Source organism: Flavobacterium nackdongense (assembly GCF_004355225.1).
GTDB classification, from domain to species: Bacteria; Bacteroidota; Bacteroidia; order Flavobacteriales; family Flavobacteriaceae; genus Flavobacterium; species Flavobacterium nackdongense.
The window spans coordinates 3,942,410-3,962,418 of record NZ_CP037933.1 but is presented as its reverse complement, the minus strand read 5'-3'; the positions used below and the strand labels follow the sequence as shown (position 1 = coordinate 3,962,418).

Annotated in this window: 11 protein-coding genes; 4 read left to right on the top strand and 7 right to left on the bottom strand. The window is 36.4% G+C overall.

Going from position 1 to position 20,009, the window contains the following annotated elements:
* Positions 1-17 precede the first annotated feature (17 nt).
* The 4 genes from E1750_RS16880 to E1750_RS16865 all read left to right on the top strand — a co-directional run bounded on the left by E1750_RS16880 (position 18) and on the right by E1750_RS16865 (position 3,631).
* On the top strand, positions 18-1,376 hold the full coding sequence (locus E1750_RS16880) for a hypothetical protein (protein ID WP_133277893.1): 1,359 nt from the start codon (positions 18-20) through the stop codon (positions 1,374-1,376).
* Between the two features lie 266 nt (positions 1,377-1,642).
* On the top strand, positions 1,643-2,419 hold the full coding sequence (locus E1750_RS16875; protein WP_133277892.1) for a YHYH protein: 777 nt from the start codon (positions 1,643-1,645) through the stop codon (positions 2,417-2,419).
* Entirely contained in the window at positions 2,419-3,015 is a 597-nt protein-coding gene (locus E1750_RS16870) for a toxin-antitoxin system YwqK family antitoxin (protein ID WP_227873919.1), read from the top strand. The genes E1750_RS16875 and E1750_RS16870 overlap by 1 nt, the downstream gene beginning before the upstream one ends.
* Positions 2,984-3,631 carry an SCO family protein gene (locus E1750_RS16865; RefSeq protein ID WP_133277891.1) on the top strand — a complete coding sequence of 216 codons (648 nt, stop codon included), beginning with the start codon at positions 2,984-2,986 and terminating at the stop codon, positions 3,629-3,631. The genes E1750_RS16870 and E1750_RS16865 overlap by 32 nt, the downstream gene beginning before the upstream one ends.
* A 630-nt stretch (positions 3,632-4,261) precedes the next feature.
* Here the strand turns inward: E1750_RS16865 and E1750_RS16860 are convergent.
* The 7 genes from E1750_RS16860 to E1750_RS16830 form a co-directional block, all read right to left on the bottom strand.
* Positions 4,262-5,647, bottom strand: coding sequence for an MFS transporter (locus E1750_RS16860; protein ID WP_133277890.1), 1,386 nt, complete (start codon positions 5,645-5,647; stop codon positions 4,262-4,264).
* Between the two features lie 43 nt (positions 5,648-5,690).
* The gene (locus E1750_RS16855; protein WP_133277889.1) at positions 5,691-7,148 is read right to left on the bottom strand and encodes a sialate O-acetylesterase; all 1,458 of its coding nucleotides are present in this window, start codon (positions 7,146-7,148) and stop codon (positions 5,691-5,693) included.
* Positions 7,149-7,181: 33 nt separating this feature from the next.
* Positions 7,182-9,725 (bottom strand): glycoside hydrolase family 2 protein, encoded by a 2,544-nt coding sequence (locus E1750_RS16850; protein WP_133277888.1) that lies wholly within the window; start codon positions 9,723-9,725, stop codon positions 7,182-7,184.
* Positions 9,726-9,936: 211 nt separating this feature from the next.
* Entirely contained in the window at positions 9,937-12,216 is a 2,280-nt protein-coding gene (locus E1750_RS16845; protein WP_133277887.1) for an FAD-dependent oxidoreductase, read from the bottom strand.
* 13 nt (positions 12,217-12,229) lie between these two features.
* A complete protein-coding gene (locus E1750_RS16840) occupies positions 12,230-14,590 on the bottom strand; it encodes a glycosyl hydrolase (protein ID WP_133277886.1) in 2,361 nt (786 codons plus the stop codon).
* Positions 14,591-14,605: 15 nt separating this feature from the next.
* Positions 14,606-16,927 (bottom strand): glycosyl hydrolase, encoded by a 2,322-nt coding sequence (locus E1750_RS16835; RefSeq protein ID WP_133277885.1) that lies wholly within the window; start codon positions 16,925-16,927, stop codon positions 14,606-14,608.
* 564 nt (positions 16,928-17,491) lie between these two features.
* The gene (locus E1750_RS16830; protein ID WP_133277884.1) at positions 17,492-19,759 is read right to left on the bottom strand and encodes a sialate O-acetylesterase; all 2,268 of its coding nucleotides are present in this window, start codon (positions 19,757-19,759) and stop codon (positions 17,492-17,494) included.
* Between the last annotated feature and the right edge of the window lie 250 nt (positions 19,760-20,009).

Genomic DNA, 20,009 nt, shown 5'->3' with positions numbered 1-20,009 from the left:
CTTAAAAAAATCGAGCTATGATCAATAAATTTTTATTTTTAAGAGTATTAACTCTAATATTAATTACTTCTTGTTCTAATAAATCTCTTACAATTATAAATCCGAACAGTAAAAAAGATTCAAGCACAAAAGCGGTTTCAGAAATCCAAATAAGTCCCATTCTGGTCGGCAATAATGTTTGGTATAAAAATCCAACTCCTCAAGTTTGGGAACTAACGGCTCAATCTGGAGTGACTTCCATTCGGATTGGTGGGCACGCTTACGACGTGGAAATGCCCTCAAAAGCTGAATTACTAGATTGGGTAAAACGGATTCAAGCCACGGGCGCCGAACCTATAATGCAAGTTTCGCAATACGATTTAGCAACTTCAGCAGCAGATTTGGTAAAATATTTTAATGTGGATTTGGCTAGTGGTAAAGCTATTAAATATTGGAATATCGGTAATGAACCTTGGCTGCAAAACGGCAAACCAGAACTTTCAACTGTTGGGGCGATGGTGGAAGCGTATTTTAAACCTCGATCAAAGGCAATGAAAGCGGTTGACCCTACTATCAAAATATATGGCCCCGATGAATGCTATTATATGGAAGAAGCAATGAACGATTTGTTTGGTGGAAAAAATGATATCTCTGGCAAAATTCCTGGTAAAGACTATTATTATTGTGATGGCATTAGTTGGCATCGTTATCCTCAGGAAACGAATATCAATTTGGCTTACGAAGGCATTGAAGATTTCAAAAAATCAATCATAAAATGCAAAGCCAAAGTTGATTTTGTTAATGCTATGCACAACCGTTCTGGTGATGATGCCTTAGGTTGGGGAATCGGAGAATACAATGCTAAAGCTGGTCCACAAGTTCACACTTGGGAAAACGGACAAATGTTTGGGGGAGTACTCAATTTATGTATGAAATACGGAGCAACATTTGCCACGACTTGGAGCATGTTTGAAAATGACGGCAACAGAAAAGGCACCGATTTTAGTTCTATAGATGGAGCTAAAATGACTCCTAGACCAAGTTATCGCCATATGCAAATGATCGCCAAAAACTTTAAAGGGATTTACGTTGAGGGAAAATCTTCATTGCCAGATATCATAACTTTCGGGGCTGTTAATGGAACTACAATAAGTGTGATGATAATGAACAGAGCAAATACTCCAGCCACATTTACATTACACTTAAATAAAACGGCAGCAACTGTCAATGGGAATGTACAATTAAATATTGATGCAAGTAGCACCATAGTTTATACCGGTGCAATTGAAGCATTGGCTACACACACCTATGTTTTCAAAAACAATGAAATAAACAGAACGGTTTACACCAATCAACATTTCATTAACGAAAAAGCTCCAGATGAGTCTAAATTGTAGTTTTTGAAAATCACAAGACATCTAAATCACAATAAATCCGAAGGAATAAAAGCGTAATCACTTAGTTTCCTTCGGATTATTTATACTTTCAAATTAGTGGTTGGCTACTACTAATTGAGTGCAATGTACTACAATCAATTGATACCACGAAAATAAATTTTGATCGAAATAATGAAATTTAAAACTGTAGTTAATAAAAATCTGAGTAAAACGATTAAACCTTATTAATAAATTAACATCTTAACTGAAACCTAAAAACAAATTCTATGAAAACAATAACGAAAAAATATGCAGTAGCAATGCTAATTACTTTAACTATCATTGCCAGCTGTAGCAATGACGACCATACTTCCACATCCACCACAACGCCGGTTGTAACAGCGGTACCAACTGTTTACAAAAAAATATATGGCGCAACAAGCATTACAAATGATGGCACTTACATAACCATAAAAACAAATGGTGTACCCGACCATAAAAGTACCTACTACCCTACTACTAATGCGCTATACGAAGCGTATGCCGGTACAACATTTGAAGGCAATACATTTAAAAAAAACCCAAATGTAATTGCTACACAAACTCTAACATTTAAAATCCCAGTAAACCCAACAGCTGCCACAAACCACGCTGCTACTCCCTTGGGAGCAATTGGTGTTGCTCTAAACGGTGTTGCTTTATACAATCAATATGCGGGTCCAAATAACCAAGTACTCACATCAGAAATTGCAAGTTTTGATCAATATTATGGACACCCACAAGCTACAGGTCAGTATCATTATCATGTTGAACCATTATACTTAACAACAGTAAAATCAACTAAATCTGGTTTGATGGGTTTCTTATTGGATGGATTTCCTGTTTATGGTCCGCAAGAAGAAAATGGAACCACTGTTACTAGTGCAGGATTAGATGTATTTCACGGACATACTCACGCTACAATTGACTTTCCAAACGGTATTTATCATTATCATTTTACTGCCGATGCACCTTATTTGAATGGAAATGGCTATTATGGCACAGCAGGAACCGTAACTCAATAATGAAAATCTTACCCGTAATCATAACGCTTCTTTCGATTTGTTCTTGCTCGCAAAAAAAATCAGAAGAAGTTGTTTTTTTTAATCACCTAGTTCCCAAAACCTATATTTTACTGCCTTCTCCAACCATTCAAATAAAAAACGATACTGTTTTTGTAAATAATAAAAAATATTCAGGCTTTCTGTATGAATTGCAGTCAAACAACAAAGATACTATAAGCATAAAAGGCTATTATAATGGCTTAGAAACTGGTGTATCAAAAAAATGGTATGCAGATCGAAAAATAATGGAAGAACGATATTATTTAGATGGCAAGAAGAATGGAACGCAAATTGCATTTTGGGAAAATGGAAATAAAAAATTTGAATTTAAAGCCATTAATGATATTTACGAAGGCGAAATGAAAGAATGGAATGTTAATGGAAAATTAATTCACCTCGCTAATTATAAAAATGGTCAAGAAGAAGGAAGCCAAAAACTTTGGTATGATAACGGAAAAATTAGAGCCAATTATGTCATAATTAACGGCAGAAGATATGGACTTTTAGGAACTAAAAATTGTAGAAATGTATCGGATAGTATTTTTATTGTTAAGTAGTGTTTTGTTTTTAAGTTGTAATCAGAAAAAAAATGATGCAATCAAATTACCGTACTATAACGAACCCACATTTACACCTATTTTCAAAAAAGAAAATGTAGATTTAAAAAAGCAAATACCACATACCATTGGCGATTTTTCATTTTTAAATCAAGACAGTATTTTAATTAATCAAAAAAATATTGAAGGTAAAATACATATTGCCAATTTTATATTCACTTCGTGCGGCAGTATTTGCCCTACTATGACAAGAAATTTGAAAATTGTAAATGATAGCCTTATTGATTCAAAAAACCTTGTTTTCTTATCTTATTCGGTTACACCTTGGATAGACAGTCCTACTAAGTTGAAAAAATACAAACAAGACAACGAAATTAAAAATCCAAATTGGCACTTTCTAACGGGAACAAAAGGCGCTATTTATCAATTAGCTCGACAATCGTATTTTGCAGAAGAGGATATAGGATTCAGTAAAGATAGCACTGAGTTTTTGCATACCGAACACTTTATCTTGGTAGACAAAACTAAACGAATTCGTGGTATTTACAATGGAACTTTGACTCTAGAAATGCAACAATTGATTGATGATATTAAAACTTTGCAAATTGAAAAATAGAAGTAAAATTGGCTAATTAATTTTATTGAAAAACAATCAAGTGGTTCGATTTAATATTTATATTCTGTATTTTTGAAAATAATAAAAAATCAAGATTATCCTTTTTTGAAATTGTTAAAGGAATTATATAAATAAGCAGAGTAAAACATTCTTTTATAAACATACTTTATAGGCAAAACGCTTCCCTTTTGAACAAAGACGTTTTGCACTTCGATTACCACTCCTGCCCCACGCTCCTAAAAAAATTGCTGTCACGGTTTTTGAAATAGCTTTGCAAAAACTATTCTTCCTTCCTCCGGAAAATAACCAGTTCGGGAAAACAAACACGTAAACTGCGTGACTCGCGCCAGCAATTTTTTCCCGTATGCGGTGCTACATCATTGAGTATTATAGTTGATCACAAAGTGCTTTTATTGTTTTTTAGTTTTTGAACGGAAGCTATAATATCATTAATGTAAAACAGCCCCTCGGACAAAATACTATTTTTCTTAACCAATATTGCACCAATTAGTACGAAAAGAGCGCTATTTTAATTTCAAAAAAAGCCTAAAATTTGCATTAATCAAATTTTAGGCTTTTTTAATTTGTGATAATTTGTGTTGAAAATGATGAGAACAGAATTCAAAGCATTTATTTAGCCGTTGAATATCGGTAGATACCGCCAAACTTCAATAACAACCAAGCTAAAGGATGCAAGAATGCCATAATCAAAAACCACATTGCATATCCTTGTCCTTGTACCGCATTCAATATGGGATCTAATACAACGTGAAAAGCGGAATCTAAAAAGCCAGCGGGTTTATCAGAAGGCCCCGTTACCATAGCTGCGACAATCATATTCATCACAATTCCCCCTAAGGTACTTCCTGCGGCAACGACGCTAAATACTGTTCCTAAAGAATGTTTAGGTACAATATCTACGATTAAAGAACTAATATTAATCAACCAAGCCAAGGCAGCAATTACTGTAAACACTGTTAATGTTAGCGAAGCGTTTAATCCTGTGGCAGAGGCGATAAATGGAGACAAAGGCATTAGAATAGCACATCCCAACATCACCCACATTCTACTAGCGACGGGTAGAACGCCTTTTTTTACAATTTTACCTGAGATGATTCCACCCAGTAAACTGCCAATACCAGCAGCGGCATAAACAATCCAAGTTATTTTTAATTGATCCTGACTGAGGTCTCTATCGGCACTTAGATATTTAGGAAACCAAAACTGGTAGAAATACCACACTGGATCGGTAATTAAACGTGCGATTAACAGTAACCAAGTCCCTCTAAAAGAAAGCACCTGTTTCCACGACCAAGGATCAACATTCTCTGTACTTTTGCCTTGCTCGGCAACTGAATCGGTTTGTAACATAGTCAATTCAGCAGACGTAATCAATTTACTTTTTTCTGGACGTCTGTAAATCAACAACCAAGGTATCAGCCAAAGCAAACCAGCCACACCCGTTAATATGAATGCTACACGCCAACCCGTGCCTTGACCCAATGCGTGAGCAATTGCCGGTGCTACTAAAGAATAATTGTAGGTCGCCAGTGGAATTACGATATAAGGAGCTACAGTAGCCCCGATTGTTGCACCCATCGTATATAAACCAATGGCCAAAGCGCGCTCCTTGGCAGGAAACCATTCTGATACCGCTTTTGAAGCTGCAGGCCAAATGCCTGCTTCACCCAATCCTAGTCCGAATCGATAAAAACTTAATGATGTCACACCGCGGGCAGCAGCCGTGAGCATATTGAAAACAGACCACCAAGCTACGAAAATGAACAAACTGGCTCGTGTGCCTATCTTATCGGCCACGCGACCTGAAATAAGATACGCTATTGTGTACGCTATTAAAAATATATTAATTACGTTCGCATAAGCCTGATCATCCATTTCTAAATCTGCTTGTATCGTGGGGGCAAGTGCAGACAAGGTTTGCCGATCGATGTAATTCAAAACGGCGGCAACAAATAATAGTACAATAATCCACCAGCGCATCCCTTTAATTTTCATAAGTAAGTTTTTAAGCAGTTAAATATTTGATTTTTTGATAGTATTATTTTTTGGCTTTCGTCGCATCAGGCCAATCGTCTGTTCTAAAAGAAGATGCTGGCAAAAGATTGGTGTTTAACAATGTTCCTTTTACCCAATTGTTCCAATCGTATCTCACAGCAACAGGATTGGGAACTTTGTCACTAATGACCAAGACAGCTTTTCGGTCAATAATTTTAGCATTCGCGGGATAAAATACTTTATCGCTTCCTGCAATTTCGAATCCTTCAAGACCATTGTGGGCATAAATACCAATTTCCTCATTTTTAAATTTTAGCAACAGCCCTCCCTCCTTCTCTGTCATAGAATCAAAAACTGGTCCGGCAAAATTTATTGATTTAAGACCATACGTCTGATTCAATGCGTTGTACAATAATCGATCGGCAACTTCTTTCTTTCTTGGCGGATGAATTGGACTTTCCGCGCCTAAGTCCATTGTTATAGCGATACCTGAATTTGGAATAATGTCCAAGCATTGCAACTGAACTTCTCGGAAAAAAGCAGAATTTTTATTTGCAGCAGTTAAGTCATTTCCTCCGTAAAGATAAGGGGCAATTTGCACATAATAAAAAGGGAAATTACCGATATCCCATCGTTTTCTCCAATCCTCGACCATAGCCGGGAACAATTCTTTGTACTTGGCTGGCTGATCAACGTTTGATTCTCCTTGATACCAAATAGCACCTTTGATAGTGTATGGAATTATTGGATTGAGCATCGAATTAAACAGGGCAGTTGGAATCGCGTTGGGTTTTACTGCAATATCCCTGTTAGTTAAATCAATCGTCTGAAATTTGCTCAATGCTTCGTTACTCATCCAGGCTTGCACGCTACTTCCGCCCCAGGAACTTAATATAAGACCTACTGGAACATCTAAGATTTCCTGCAATTGTTTTCCGTATAAATAACCTACTGCACTAAATTTTAAAACTGATTCGGGGGTAGCTTGTTGCCAAGGCGAATACTTAATAGCATCTTTTAACGGAGTTTTGGAACCACTAACACGTGTTACGGAGAAGAGACGTAAATTTGGATTATTCGCTTTTGCGACCGCTTCGGCAGATCCAAAAATGGGTTGGCCAGCATAACCTTTCATTGGCATTTCCATATTAGACTGACCGGAACACAGCCATACTTCTCCGAACAATATATTTTCTAACTTAATATTAGATTCTTTACTTTTAATGGTTATGCTCTGAGGTTCTTTGCTATTTGTGGTTTGCGCTATACATTTCCAGTTTCCTTCCCCATCAGCTTGAATTGAAATTGATTTTTTTAACCAGGAGGTTTTGATCGTAATCTTCTCATTGGCATCGGCCCAGCCCCACAATTTTACGGTTGTATTGCGCTGTAAAACCATATTGGATGAAACAATAGCGGGTAGTTTAACCTCCGCATAAACAGATTGAAGTAGCGCACAATTCAATGCAGCGACTAATAATAGTAAGGTGATTTTTTTCATTTTTATATTTTTGTAACTCTTACATATGTTTTACTAATCCACCTTGATTTCGTGCGACCAATCGCTTGTAAAACCAGTTTGTTTCTTGGTACGGATTCTGAAATATACAGGTTTACCCTCGGGTACTTTAGAAAGTCGTACAACGCCTTGATTTTTGAAAGCTAACTTTCGAGTGTACTCTTTTGTGTTAAAACCATATTCTATTTCATACATATCGTCTTTGGGTAACACCTCAAAACCTATGAAAATATTGGTTTTATTTCGTATCGCATCCCAAACTGCGGGAGGTAAATCGTTTTCATTCATCGATGTTACAACAGCATCAGAGGCTTCACTTTGTCCAGCATTATTGTACGCAATAAGAGAACAAGTTAAATTTTGACCTTGTTTGATTTTCTTGTCATCAATTTCGACAAAATCATTGATGGTTTTCTTGGTAGTAAAAGTAGAATCTTTGTATTTATACTGAACAGCATATTCGTCGGCACCGGCAATTTTGTCAAAAACAAAACGAATTCCGTCAATAGCCTGATTAATGTGCTTAATTACTGGTTTGCTCGGTTTTGCAAAATATTTAATTTCAGTTAGAACGACATAGCCTTGAGGATCAATAAATTCTACTTGTAAACCATTGGCTTGAGATAAATCTGTTTTTAATGCTATCGAAAATGATTTGTCTCCGGGATTAATGGTAGGAAGTATTTTTTCACCAACTTTATTTACTTTGAATGCTTTATCCAAAATGCTCCATTTTACTTTGAAACTTTTCAAGATATTGGCTGGAATATCTAATTTGGTTCGAGGAGTAATATTGATTTTTGCCGTTCCTTTTTCTATATTTACTTCGGATAGTGACAATTCTTTTATTGGAGCATATTCCTTTTGAGTAGTTTCGTAAATACGTTTCGGGCGATTCATTGTCGTTATAATTCCCCAAGTTCTGTTTTGAGAAGGTGGCGTTGTCCAAGATGCGGCCGTTGGAGGCTCAGCATTGTACTTACTTCTATAATCATTTAATGTCCAGAGTGATAATCCCAAAACATATTCTTTGTTTCGCATATCATCCATCATTTTTTTGATGTTGAAAACGCCTAAATTCGGATCATCTGAATTTAGATTGTTACCAAATTCGGAAACAAAAATCGGTTTTTTATGAAATCCCCACGATTTATCAACGCCTGAAAATCCGCCGTATAAATTCAATAAAATCAAATCTCCGTGAATTGCCGCATCGTCTTTTTGACTTTGTGCAGTATTAGATGCATAGACAGCGAAACGATTCGGATCTAATGTTTTTGCCATTTCAATAGCTCCTTTGATATATTCTTTATTTCGAGGATTGTTCTTGTCGCTTCCAATTTCGTTTCCAATACTCCAACCAATAATGGATGGGTGATTGTATTCTTTTTTTATAATTCTTTGCAACCATTCTTTTGGCATTGGATGATCAGGATCTACCCAACGGTCTTTGCCCCAAAGTCCTACTTCCGAAAAAATCATAATCCCTTTTTCGTCCAAGTAATCTAAATAGGCTTCCGGAAGTGTTACGTGAGCCAAACGAGTCAAGACAACGCCCATATTTTTCATCCTATCGACATCGGCTTTGATTTTTTCTAAAGGAAGAGTTGTACCTGTGATTCTATCTTCGGCCAAAACGTTAAATCCTACAGCGCGGACACTTTCGCCATTTAGTAAAAATTGAGTGCCAACAATTTCTACTTTTCGGATTCCAAATTTATTAGAGATGGTTTGAGTCGTTTTATTTCCTTCATTTATTGTTACATAAGATTCATAAAGTACCGGAAAATCATAATGCCATAAAGTTACTTTCGACTTCGGTAACGCAAATGCAGTTGACGATTCGTAATCGATGGTATTGGCTGGTATTGTCGCATTTATTATTTTTTGAGCAACAGTTTTACCGTCTTTTTTCAGGAAAATGGTGTAAGAAATAGATTTTTCTGCTGCTGTTGTATTCGAAGCTACTATTTTTACTTTTACTTCGGCAGTGCCTTTTTTCAAATCGGGTACTGCGGTAATGTGTTGGTAATCTATTCTAACTGGCGCTGTAATTTCTAAAGAAACTGGACGGCGAATGCCACCCCAACTCCACATTGCTCCTTTTTTGAACATATTATTTACCAATACTGTAATTCTATTTTCTTGGTTATACATAATATGCTTTGAAACATCAAACTGAAAAGGCATAAATCCCAAATGATTTTCGCCAATAAATTTTCCGTTTATCCAAACTTTGCAATCATTAAAAACAGATTCAAATACCAATCGAACCAATTGATTTTTTTGAGATTCCTCTACTTTAAATGTTCTTGTGTACCAAGCATCTCCAGAATATTCAGAATATAAATTGTGTAAATTCCAATTGCCTGGCACTTCCATTTTCTCCCAATGCGAGGCATCAAAATTTTGCTTCTCGAAGCCTAAACTTTCGCCTTGAAATTCGGGATCTATTTTAAAAGACCAATCGCCGTCTAAAGAAATGTTTTTAGATTCTTGAGCGAATAAAGCAAGGCTGAAAAAACAGCAAATAGCAATGAGGATATTTTTTGGATGCATAGTTTAAATTTAAAAAACAATAAAGTAACGTTAATTTATGGTGATTCTAAAATTCTTTGATAATCTTAAATAGTTATTTATTTGTCATTCTGCCGAAGTAAGAATCTCAAGTTTGTTGCATAATCTTGATTGGATTCTTCCTTCGTCAGAATGACAAACGAGACAATTACATTCGTAAAAAGCAGTTTGACTCAAATAATAACAACCTAATTTATGAAATAAAAATCTCAAATACCGATACTGGAATGTCACTATTTGACGATTCAAATTCTACGACTAATGTATTGGTTTTGATACTTTCGCTTAGTTCAACTGTGTTAATTGTTTGATGATTTGCTTTAGTTTCATAAACTACATTTCCGTTTTGATCAGATATTTTGTAGCCTCTTGTACAAAAAGGCATTACACTTTCAGGATGTCCCATTAACGAAGATTCCATTGCGTGGTCATAATCGGTGTCAAAAAATAATTTGATGTTTTTGATTTCTTTGGTTTCGTTCCATTCAAAAGTCATTTTCGGATTGGCATCAGAAACGGAAGCTGCCCAAGCATTCGTACCTAAATAAGGTCGTACGAAACCATTCGTTATATTTTCTGTGCTGTATAATTCAATAGCTGGACTTACTGTCAATGCAAAATTCTGTCCGTTCGGTCTTCGTTGTGGAATCCAAAATTCAAAAGAGTCAAGACCCATATTGTCTGGCGGTGTTTGTTTTCCTAGGTTATTTACGGCTTTGTTCACGGCATTAAATACAGACACTAAACCGGTAGCTCTTTGTTCAGATTGACGAATGGAAACTAATTCATTAGGCAAAAAGGTGATAAAAGCGTATTGTTTTTCTGTTAAAACGCTATCAAAAGAAAAACTGATTTCTTGTTCGCCTGCCTGCAATTCTAGTGTTTTAGTTTCTAAAATAGCATCTGGAGTGTAGCTTCCTAATCTTTCTGAAGTTCTTAAATCTACTTGAATCGTAGTTTCTTTTTCGGCAGAGAATGAAAAAGTATAGTCGTATTTAGTATGTGCTTCTAATGGAAGTAATTGCGCTACACCTATTTCTAATTTAAACCATTTTCCGTTGGCTTGTAAATAATCTAATTTAAAAGTAGAAGATGAAGAAATAGACGCACTGCTCAACAAATTTGCTTCTTTATCAATAGCAATCCCAGGGATACTCTGCCCGTTTAAACTCAGCGTTTGTTGTAATTCTTTAATTTGATTTTGTTCCAACAATTGAGCCGGTTTAATTTTATTTTTGATACATTGTGCAGCTCCATAACCCACCGCTTGTCCGCTCAAAGCAGTTGTAGCCATTACTCGAGTAGAACCAAAAGCCACGTGTGTAGCACTGATCAATCGTCCGCCCAAAAATAAATTATTGATGTTTTTACTAATCATTGTACTCATCGGAATTTGATACACGCCTTTTGAATGGTATTGTGTACAGCCCGGCTTGCTGTCATAAACTCCATCTGATGGGTGCAAATCTACTGCCCAACCTCCAAAAGAAACTGCATCGTCAAACTGCGATTGTAGTACTAAATCTTGTTGTTTAATCATATAATGACCTTCAAAACGGCGACTTTCTCTCTTTCCTGGAATTGTCCCAACCCATTCTAAAGTTAAATTCTCGGCATCTGGAAATTCGCCTGAATTTTTGATATAATCCCAAACGCCATAAACCACTTTCCATAATTCCCATTTAATATCTTCCGATTCGTGAATGGTATCTCGTCGTCCGCCATATTCCAACCACCACAATCTGCAACCGAAATCTTTATCGTTTAATACTTTGTAACGTGGTATTTTGGTAATGTCTTTCAAGGCAAATTCTGGAGCCACGTATTTTACTGGTGCGCCAACATTTTTGCTATAAAAATAAATGGTATGTCCTAATAATTCGCCATAAGCAATGTCTGGAGCAAAAAGTTCTCCAAATTCTTCCACCGTTTCGGCACCCATTCTAAAGGCAGCACCTGCCTGAAAACCGACAATTCCGTCGCCAGAAGCATCACAAAATAAATCGGCATTTAGTTCATAAGTAGTTGAGTTCTGACTACAAAAAGCAACTACTTGACTAATGGTATTCGGATCAGATTTTTTAACATCATACACAGAAGTGTTCAACAACAAGGTAATATTTTTTTCGCTTACGACTTTTTCTAATAAAATAGTATCAAAAATCAAGGTATTTCCCTCTTTGTTTCGGTACATATTTTCAACCAAAATTTCATCAATGATTCCACCTTCGCGAGACCAACGATTGTTATTTCCCATATGCGATGTTGCACCTAAAGTCCATAAACGAACTTCACTAGAGGCATTTCCACCCAAAACTGGTCTATCTTGAACTAAGGTTACGGTTATCCCATCACGAGCTGCAGCAATGGCGCAACAAAGTCCGGCAAGCCCTCCTCCTACTACTACTAAATCCGATTGAGTTGTTATTGTTTTATTTCCTCTTGTAACTTGGCTAAATTCTTGTACTAGCATAATTATTTGTATTTTATTTTTTGATAAATTGTAAAGTTTCTGTGTTATTTACTTTTATAAAATAGATTCCTGCGCATAACTCTGAAACATCTACTGTTCGAGTAGCCTGTTTTGAAATCAAAACCTTAGCATTGATATCAAAAATTTCTACTGATTCTATTTCATTTTTTCCTTCGATAAACAGAGTGTTCTCAGCTGGATTTGGATAAATTGTAAATTTATTAATGTACTTGCTGTTTTCATTGACCCCAAGAGAGTTGAATTCCTTTCCATACACCTCGATTTCATAGAGTCTAACTATATTTGCTGCTGTTGAAGTCACATTCAATCGCAGCTTATTCGTTTTTACTTCTGTAAAGCTTTTTCTGTACAATGCTAATGTATTGTTGGTTTCAACTACTGCATTGACCCATTTGATACCATCCCAATATTGGAATTGAAAATTTGTAATTGGACTGTTATAACCTTGATAGCCACAATATAAAACAAGTTCGTCTACTAAATAAAAATCTTTTAGATCAATTTCTAGCGTTGCAGGAAAAGTACCAGCACTACTAACCCAACGACTGGTATCTGATATGATATCGTCGTCGACAGCAAGTTTCCCTGGATAAGAAGATGAAGTAGTTGAACTTACCTTTATATCTTTGAAACGTGCTACATTTTGTCTACCACCCGGCAGAACATCTACGATTGTAGAAACAGTTATGGAATTGCCGTAAACTGGGTGTATTGAAGTGATTTTGTACTTGTACTTTCCGAAGCCAATTGTTTCAACAGAATCAACATAAGTAGTGTTTGTCCCTCCGATAGTTGCAACTTGTGAAAATGCCCCACCATTAAATGATCTTTCTAGACTAAAAGTACCAGGTGTATTATCCATAAAATTTTCCCATACTAATCTAATACTGATGCCATTAATATTAGTACCTTTTAGGTTTTGAGGTGGTACCATTTTAAATGGAAAGTTTATTTGCTCTGCCGGATTAAATGCCATTGTTGTGACTTGATCCCGATAAGCTATCCCAATAGGAGTTATTTCATAATTTGGAATTGCTGGAGTTTTAAAAACAGATTTATTAAGAGGAAATTCACCATCTCTATTTAATTCCTCATCAAAATTAAAAATAGCATACCTTTCAATAATTCCTTCCTTGTCATATCTGTCTATTATTTCTGCTATTCGTTTTGCACTTTCTTCATAAGTACGAGGGGTTTTTGTCCAATTTCCGCCCCAATTGAATTCAGTTATCCAAATAGGTCTTTTGGTACGATCATAAACTCGTTTACAATTTCTATAAAATGATTCTGCTGTACCATCACCGTAATCGTGAATACAAACAAAATCGACTCTGTAATTCAATTCGTCGCACTTATCCATAAATTCAAAAAACTCATCCCAATTAGTAGGTGCTGGAGACCCCAAACGCATACCTGATTCCATAAATTTTGGCCAGTATTTTAATTGCTGTTCGACCGTCATATTCAATGGTCCAGCATTATTGGGTTCGTTATATCCTAAAAGGTGACTTGTATAATTTAAATTATTTATTTCTTGCCACTTAACATCGGTAGTTGAACTTGCATACGATTTCATTGTGACAAATTCAAAATCGGTTAAATCTTCATTTGAAGGAACTCCCCAATTATAAAACCAACTCGAGTTTGTCAGTTGTGCAGGTTTTATACTTCTGTTGAAATCAACAAATCCAGACCCAAAGCCTTTTTTTCCTGTATACCGCCACGGAAACACTCTAACAAAAGAAACTAGATTATTCAACCCAAGTGGAAGCATACTGATTTCGATATCATCCTTCTCGGCAATATATACTTTGCTGTAGCCTGTTCCATTTTCATTTTGGGCAAAAGTGGCCATATAGCCTTTTTTGAGTTTGAATGAAGAAACTGTATTATCAAAAGTTCCTAAATCGGCAATTTTATAATATTTATAGGGAATACATTTCATTTCATCGCCTACAAAAGCCTCATCTTTAAAAACCGACAATGCTTCATAGGTAGGCGAATGAGGCAGTATCACGCAACCTTGCAGGTAATTCGTTACTCGAACATTTACCTTATTTACTGCTGGCTGTCCGTTTACCGTGATATAAGAAAGATGGGATGCAATCGCTACCGATGGTAAAACACCCTCTAAAATAAGCCAAGCAGCATCGCTAGTGAAATTTACTTTACCAGTAAATGTGGCCGTAGGGCTACTAACCAGCAACTCTCCTTTATTTTTTAGCTCATAATTAGTACCAGCTAACGAGGCGATAGTTACTTTTTGATTTTCTATAATTACTGGATTTTGGGCAGTAAGCTTATAACCACCATTAACCAAGATAAGAAAAAGTAAAAATATTCCATTTTTCATAGTACTTGCAGAGCATTATTTTTTTATAAAACGGAATGTTTCTTTATCATTGATACGGACAAAGTAGGTTCCTGCTGAAAGTTCGGATACATCAACACTTTTGGTGTTTTCCTCTTTCAAAAGTGTTTTTGCATTGATATCAAAAATAACGATCGAATGTACCGGATCATTTCCTTCTACTGTTATAGCTCTTGAAGTAGGATTTGGATAAATGGTAAACTTATTTACGTATGGCTCATTTTCTTTAATAGAAAGACTGGAAATCTCCTTTCCGTATACCTCAATTTCAAATAGTCTAACCATAGCGCCCGTCGATTCATTAACAAATAACCTAACTTTATTTGTACTTACCTCAGGAAAGCTTTTTCGGTATGACGTTAGAGTATTTGCTGTTTCACTGATAGCATTTACCCATTTAGCACCATCCCAGTATTGAAATTGAAAGTTTATAATTGGACTACTATATACATTGTTAAGTCCGGTATAAAAAACAAGTTCATCAATTACGTAAGTACCGTTCAAATCAATCTCGATTGTGGCTGGTATGCTATTCGCCCTGCTAACCCATCGACTTGCATCTAAACTGATTCCTCCATCAACGGCATTGGTACCTGGAAAAGGAGCCGAATGTGTTGAACTAACTTTTACATCTTTGAAACGTGCGACGTTTTGTTTCCCGTTTGCAAGAACATCTACCATATTTGAAACCGTCAGAGAGTTTCCATATACAGGATTAAGACTTGTAATTCTATACGTATATCGTCCCAGACCACTCGAACTCACATTATCGATGTAAGTGGTATTGGTACCAGCAATTACGGCAATTTGAGTAAAAACGCCGCCGTTCAAGGAACGTTCTATTCTAAAAGTGCCTGCGGTATTATCCATAAAATTTTCCCAACGCAATCTGGTATTTGCAGCATCGGTATTAAAACCCATAAAATTAACTGGGGCCACTTGCTTAATAGGAATATTTATTTGCTCCGCAGGATTAAAAGCCATCGCCGAAGTCTGATCTCTATAAACAACGCCTAAAGGTGTGATTACTAAATTCTCTACAGGATTATAAAAAACAGCTCGGTTTTGATCTGCTTCGTCAAAATTAAAAATTGCATATCGTTCGATGATTCCCTCCGTGTCGTAACGCTCAATAATTTCTTTGATTCGTGCTGCCGATTGTTCATAAGTTGGTCTACCTGCTGTCCAAGTTCCGCCAAAATTGAACTCTTTAATCCATATAGGCCGCTTGGTTCTATCATAAATAGCCTTGCATTTATTGTAAAATGCTTGGGCTGTTCCCTCACCGTAGTCGTGTATTGCTACAAAATCGACTCTGTAATTCAACGCATCACATCTATCGATAAAAGCGTATAACAAATTTAGGTCGCTAGCCACCGCGGGAGACCCCAAACGCATACCTGATTCTAACATTTTAGGCCAGCGTCTAAGCATTAATTCTAAAGACATATTGGCTTGCTCTTGACCGTCTGGTTCATTAAATCCTAAAAGATGATTCGAACTGTTATTATTTAGGATGGTTTGCCACTGTGTATCAACGTCATTATTAGCGGACCATTTGCAAGGCACAAACTCAATATCAGTAGTACTTTCTGTGGTTGTTGGTCCCCAATTGTAAAACCAACTGCCTCGCAAAGTTCGAATTGGGCTATTGATACTCCAACCCATACCCTTTTTTTCTGTGTATCTCCAAGGGAAAACACGCACAAAAGAAACCTGATTATCTAAACCCAATTGAAGTGTACTGATTTCTACATCTGCCTTTTCTGCAATAAAAACTTTACTGTAGCCTGTTCCATCTTGATTTTGCGCAAAAGTGGCCATATAGCCCTTTTTCAATTTGAAGGAGGAAACTTCATTATTGAAGGTGCCAAGATCGGCTTCTTTGTAATATTTATAAGGGAAACATTTTAGTTCCTCTCCTGTATATCCAGCGTCTTTGTACATGGTCAAGGCCTCGAAAGTTGGCGAATGTGCCATGATGACACAACCTCTTAAATAATTGGTAACTTTAACATTTATATTATTCCGCGCTGGTTGACCATTAACTCGAATATAACTTAAATGCAAATTAATAGCACGTGATGGTAAAACACCATCGAGAATTAACCAGCCCGAATCGGCGGTCAAATTTACCGTTCCATTGCCAATTACAGGAGCGGTAATTAGTAATTCGGCATTGCTACCAACTGTGTAGTTGTTTCCGCCTAAATTCACTACTGTTACTTTCGTGTTTTCAACTAAAATATTGGTCTGAGCAGCCAAATTCGCACTTATCAAAACGAAGAGAAACATCGAATATTTAGCAATTCTTTTCATGATGGGGTCTTATTAAATGTTATTTTTAATTTTCAATATGTATTAACTAGTATCTCTAAAAAAATAATAGTAAATACGTTGGGTGTAATTATTAAAATTTCAATTAATGGATTAATTAAAAAATTAAACCACATAGAAACATAGAAAAAAAAAGAATTGGACAGCCAAATTCTTGGGTTCACATAGCTATGTTTTCTCAAATAAAGTGAAACGCCTTTTAAAAATCACAATAAAAATATTTCTATGTGGTTAAAAAAAATTACAAATTGCATTTCACCCAACGGGTCATAATAAGTAAAAATACAACTCCTTTTTCAGCTAGGATTGACTATTAACATTTAAAGGTTTCGGAAACGTTTACGACCACAAAGTATTTAACGGAAACGTTTTCGTAAATTAACCTTTTGTAAATAAAAAGTAAAGTTATCAATCCACTTGTACCCGATGATACGCCCAAAACCAGGGCGTTCTACGGCGGTGTTATTAGTTAAGCCAAATTGTATGCAAAGTCCTCTAGTAAGCAAAAAAATGCAAAGTCAGCATTAGTAAAAAACCAAGTTCGCTTTACTCTATAACTATTTTTACAGTTTGGTTCAAATTAGTTCGTAGAAAGTAGAACCCCTTGGCTAAAAATGACAGGTCAATTTTATTGGTAAAATCTCCTTGAAAAACTACTGCCCCATTTAAGTCAAAAATCTCAATTTTTTTGGGCTCATCTCTCTTTTTAATATTTAATATCCCCTTAGTAGGATTTGGATAAACCATCAAAGTTGATCCATTCTGATTAAAATCGGAAATGCTCAGCGTTCCTCCGCTCTCGGTTTTGAATGGCGATAAAGGCAAAGGCAAAGTATCGGTGGTAAAAACAGAAACTGTTGGGAAATTTAAAAAGGCATAACGGGCAAATGCCGGGTTGGGTACCGTGGCGTTTGTTAGTTTTATTCGATTATCGGCCAAGAGGGTTGCTGTGGCTGGTTTGTAAATTTTATCTGAGCCAGCAATTTCAAATTCTGTTATGGGTTTTATTGCTGTCAAACCACTCCCTAGATTATCAAAAGATAATATCATATCAGCACCTTGAACTTCGTGGGATTGATAAATGGGTGATTTGTGCGTTATTTGTTCGCCATAGACTAAAGCACGAACCTGCACCAACATTCTTTTTGCCACCGTATATTTATCAGTTGGATGAATATTCGTCGCTTCGCCCAAGTCAATAGTAACAGCCATTCCTGTGTTTGGGTCTTCTTTCCATACTTGAAGTTGAATATCACGGGTTTCGGCCCAAGTCAATTTAGTGGCATCTCCACCTGGGTCAAACGATGGCAGTTGCACAAACAACCAAGGCAAAGTAGGCTCGTTAAACTGAGTTCTCCAATCCTTAATTAGGCCTTTAAAAATAGTTTTATAGCTTTGCCAAAAAGATGCATTTGCTTCCGCTTGATACCATAAAACTCCTTTAATAGGATATCCGGCCACTTTCGAAATCATCGCAGTGTACAAGGAGGAAGGCGATTGATAATAACTAAAAATTCCAGTGGCGTTTGGTCGTTTTGCGGCGTCTAAAACCGGATCATTAGCATAGGCCTCTGGCGATATAAAGGCATCCGATGGAGCGCCACCGTGACTCACATTGATTAATCCTATTGGTACATTAAGGTGTTTATGCAAATCGCGACCGACAAAAAAGGCTACGGCTGACCAGTTAACAATTCGATCTGGTAGTGCACTTTTCCAAGGATTATCTTTGGCATTAATTAAAACCCCGCCACTCACAATTTTAGCTACTTCAAAAAAACGTAAATTAGGATAATTCGCGTCGGCTTTAGCATTTGCCACTTGATCTGCGTTCGACCCGCTGACATACATGGCCATATTCGATTGTCCGCCACACAAGTACACATCACCCATCACTATATTTTTATAGGTTAGGATTTCGTTATTGGCAGCAACTGTTAGTATATAACTACTCGCAGAAGCGCTTTTGATGGGAAGAAGCGTGGAGAATTTTCCGTTGGCATCACACTGTGCGTTGTAAGTCTGTCCGTCAAAAGTGATTACAACAGGTAAATTTGGTAATACTTCGCCATATACTTTGATTGGCTTATCACGTTGCAATACCATATTGTCCGAAAAAAGCGTTGGCATTTTTATTGTTGAATTTACTCCTCCGTTAGTAGGGTCTTCATCTGACAATAGTATTGTTGGACTTAATGTAGTATTCTCGCTCATAGCAAATCGCAATAAAGCATCGTTTCCAGCTGTAATTTTTATTACATAGGTCACTTTTTTGCTTGCAGTAGCCAAAACAGCCGCTAGACTCGAAGATATATCACATTCTAGCCAAGTATTGGCGTGCTCGGTTTGATTAATCAAGAGAGTCGCAATGGCAGCAGGAACCGCAGGACGTGTTGTCCAGGTTAATCCAGTTGTTTGATACTCTGGCAAACAATAAACGGAGACTGTTAGATCGCCAAATTTGTCGAAAGATTGACAAAAAATCTTCAACTTAGCCGATTTCGCAGCGATAGTAAGAGTTGATAAATCGTAGGTTAAATAGATTTCTCGGTTAAATCCGCTTCCTCGCTTTAGTTCTGCGGAAGTAGAGATGGCATTAAAATTTCCTGATGATTGTGCAACAAAGCCATCTAGAGTAGGTTTTATTTCTTCCTCAGTGAACTGGATTGTTTTGGCACGAAAGGCCGGTGAAGCGACCTGCGCGTTTCCGCTATCGGAGAGTACAAAAGTTACTACTGATAAAAATAATATTCTGTAAAAACTCTTAAAAAAAAGGATAGGCATTTGTTTCATAATTGAATAAATTGATCGCATTCTACGTCCATTTCGGTGAAATCTTTACAATTTTCGACAGTATTGAAACACAGAAGAATTTAAAACTACATAAGTTTTACTAGAATAGAAACCACTTGAACCTAAATGACATTCGTAAACGTTTACGGAAGCGCGATATTTTTACGATAACGTTCTCGAAAAAAGCAGTTTTGGGTAAATAAACATTGAAATCCTTGCGTACTTGTTGCTAAAATTGTACTTTTATTTTTATTTAATTCTATTCCATTTT

Coding starts and splice junctions, on each gene's coding strand:
- E1750_RS16840 (WP_133277886.1), bottom strand. CDS start 14,590: ATGAAAAATGGAATATTTTTACTTTTTCTTATCTTGGTTAATGGTGGT.
- E1750_RS16870 (WP_227873919.1), top strand. CDS start 2,419: ATGAAAATCTTACCCGTAATCATAACGCTTCTTTCGATTTGTTCTTGC.
- E1750_RS16845 (WP_133277887.1), bottom strand. CDS start 12,216: ATGCTAGTACAAGAATTTAGCCAAGTTACAAGAGGAAATAAAACAATA.
- E1750_RS16855 (WP_133277889.1), bottom strand. CDS start 7,148: ATGAAAAAAATCACCTTACTATTATTAGTCGCTGCATTGAATTGTGCG.
- E1750_RS16830 (WP_133277884.1), bottom strand. CDS start 19,759: ATGCGATCAATTTATTCAATTATGAAACAAATGCCTATCCTTTTTTTT.
- E1750_RS16850 (WP_133277888.1), bottom strand. CDS start 9,725: ATGCATCCAAAAAATATCCTCATTGCTATTTGCTGTTTTTTCAGCCTT.
- E1750_RS16860 (WP_133277890.1), bottom strand. CDS start 5,647: ATGAAAATTAAAGGGATGCGCTGGTGGATTATTGTACTATTATTTGTT.
- E1750_RS16875 (WP_133277892.1), top strand. CDS start 1,643: ATGAAAACAATAACGAAAAAATATGCAGTAGCAATGCTAATTACTTTA.
- E1750_RS16880 (WP_133277893.1), top strand. CDS start 18: ATGATCAATAAATTTTTATTTTTAAGAGTATTAACTCTAATATTAATT.
- E1750_RS16865 (WP_133277891.1), top strand. CDS start 2,984: ATGTATCGGATAGTATTTTTATTGTTAAGTAGTGTTTTGTTTTTAAGT.
- E1750_RS16835 (WP_133277885.1), bottom strand. CDS start 16,927: ATGAAAAGAATTGCTAAATATTCGATGTTTCTCTTCGTTTTGATAAGT.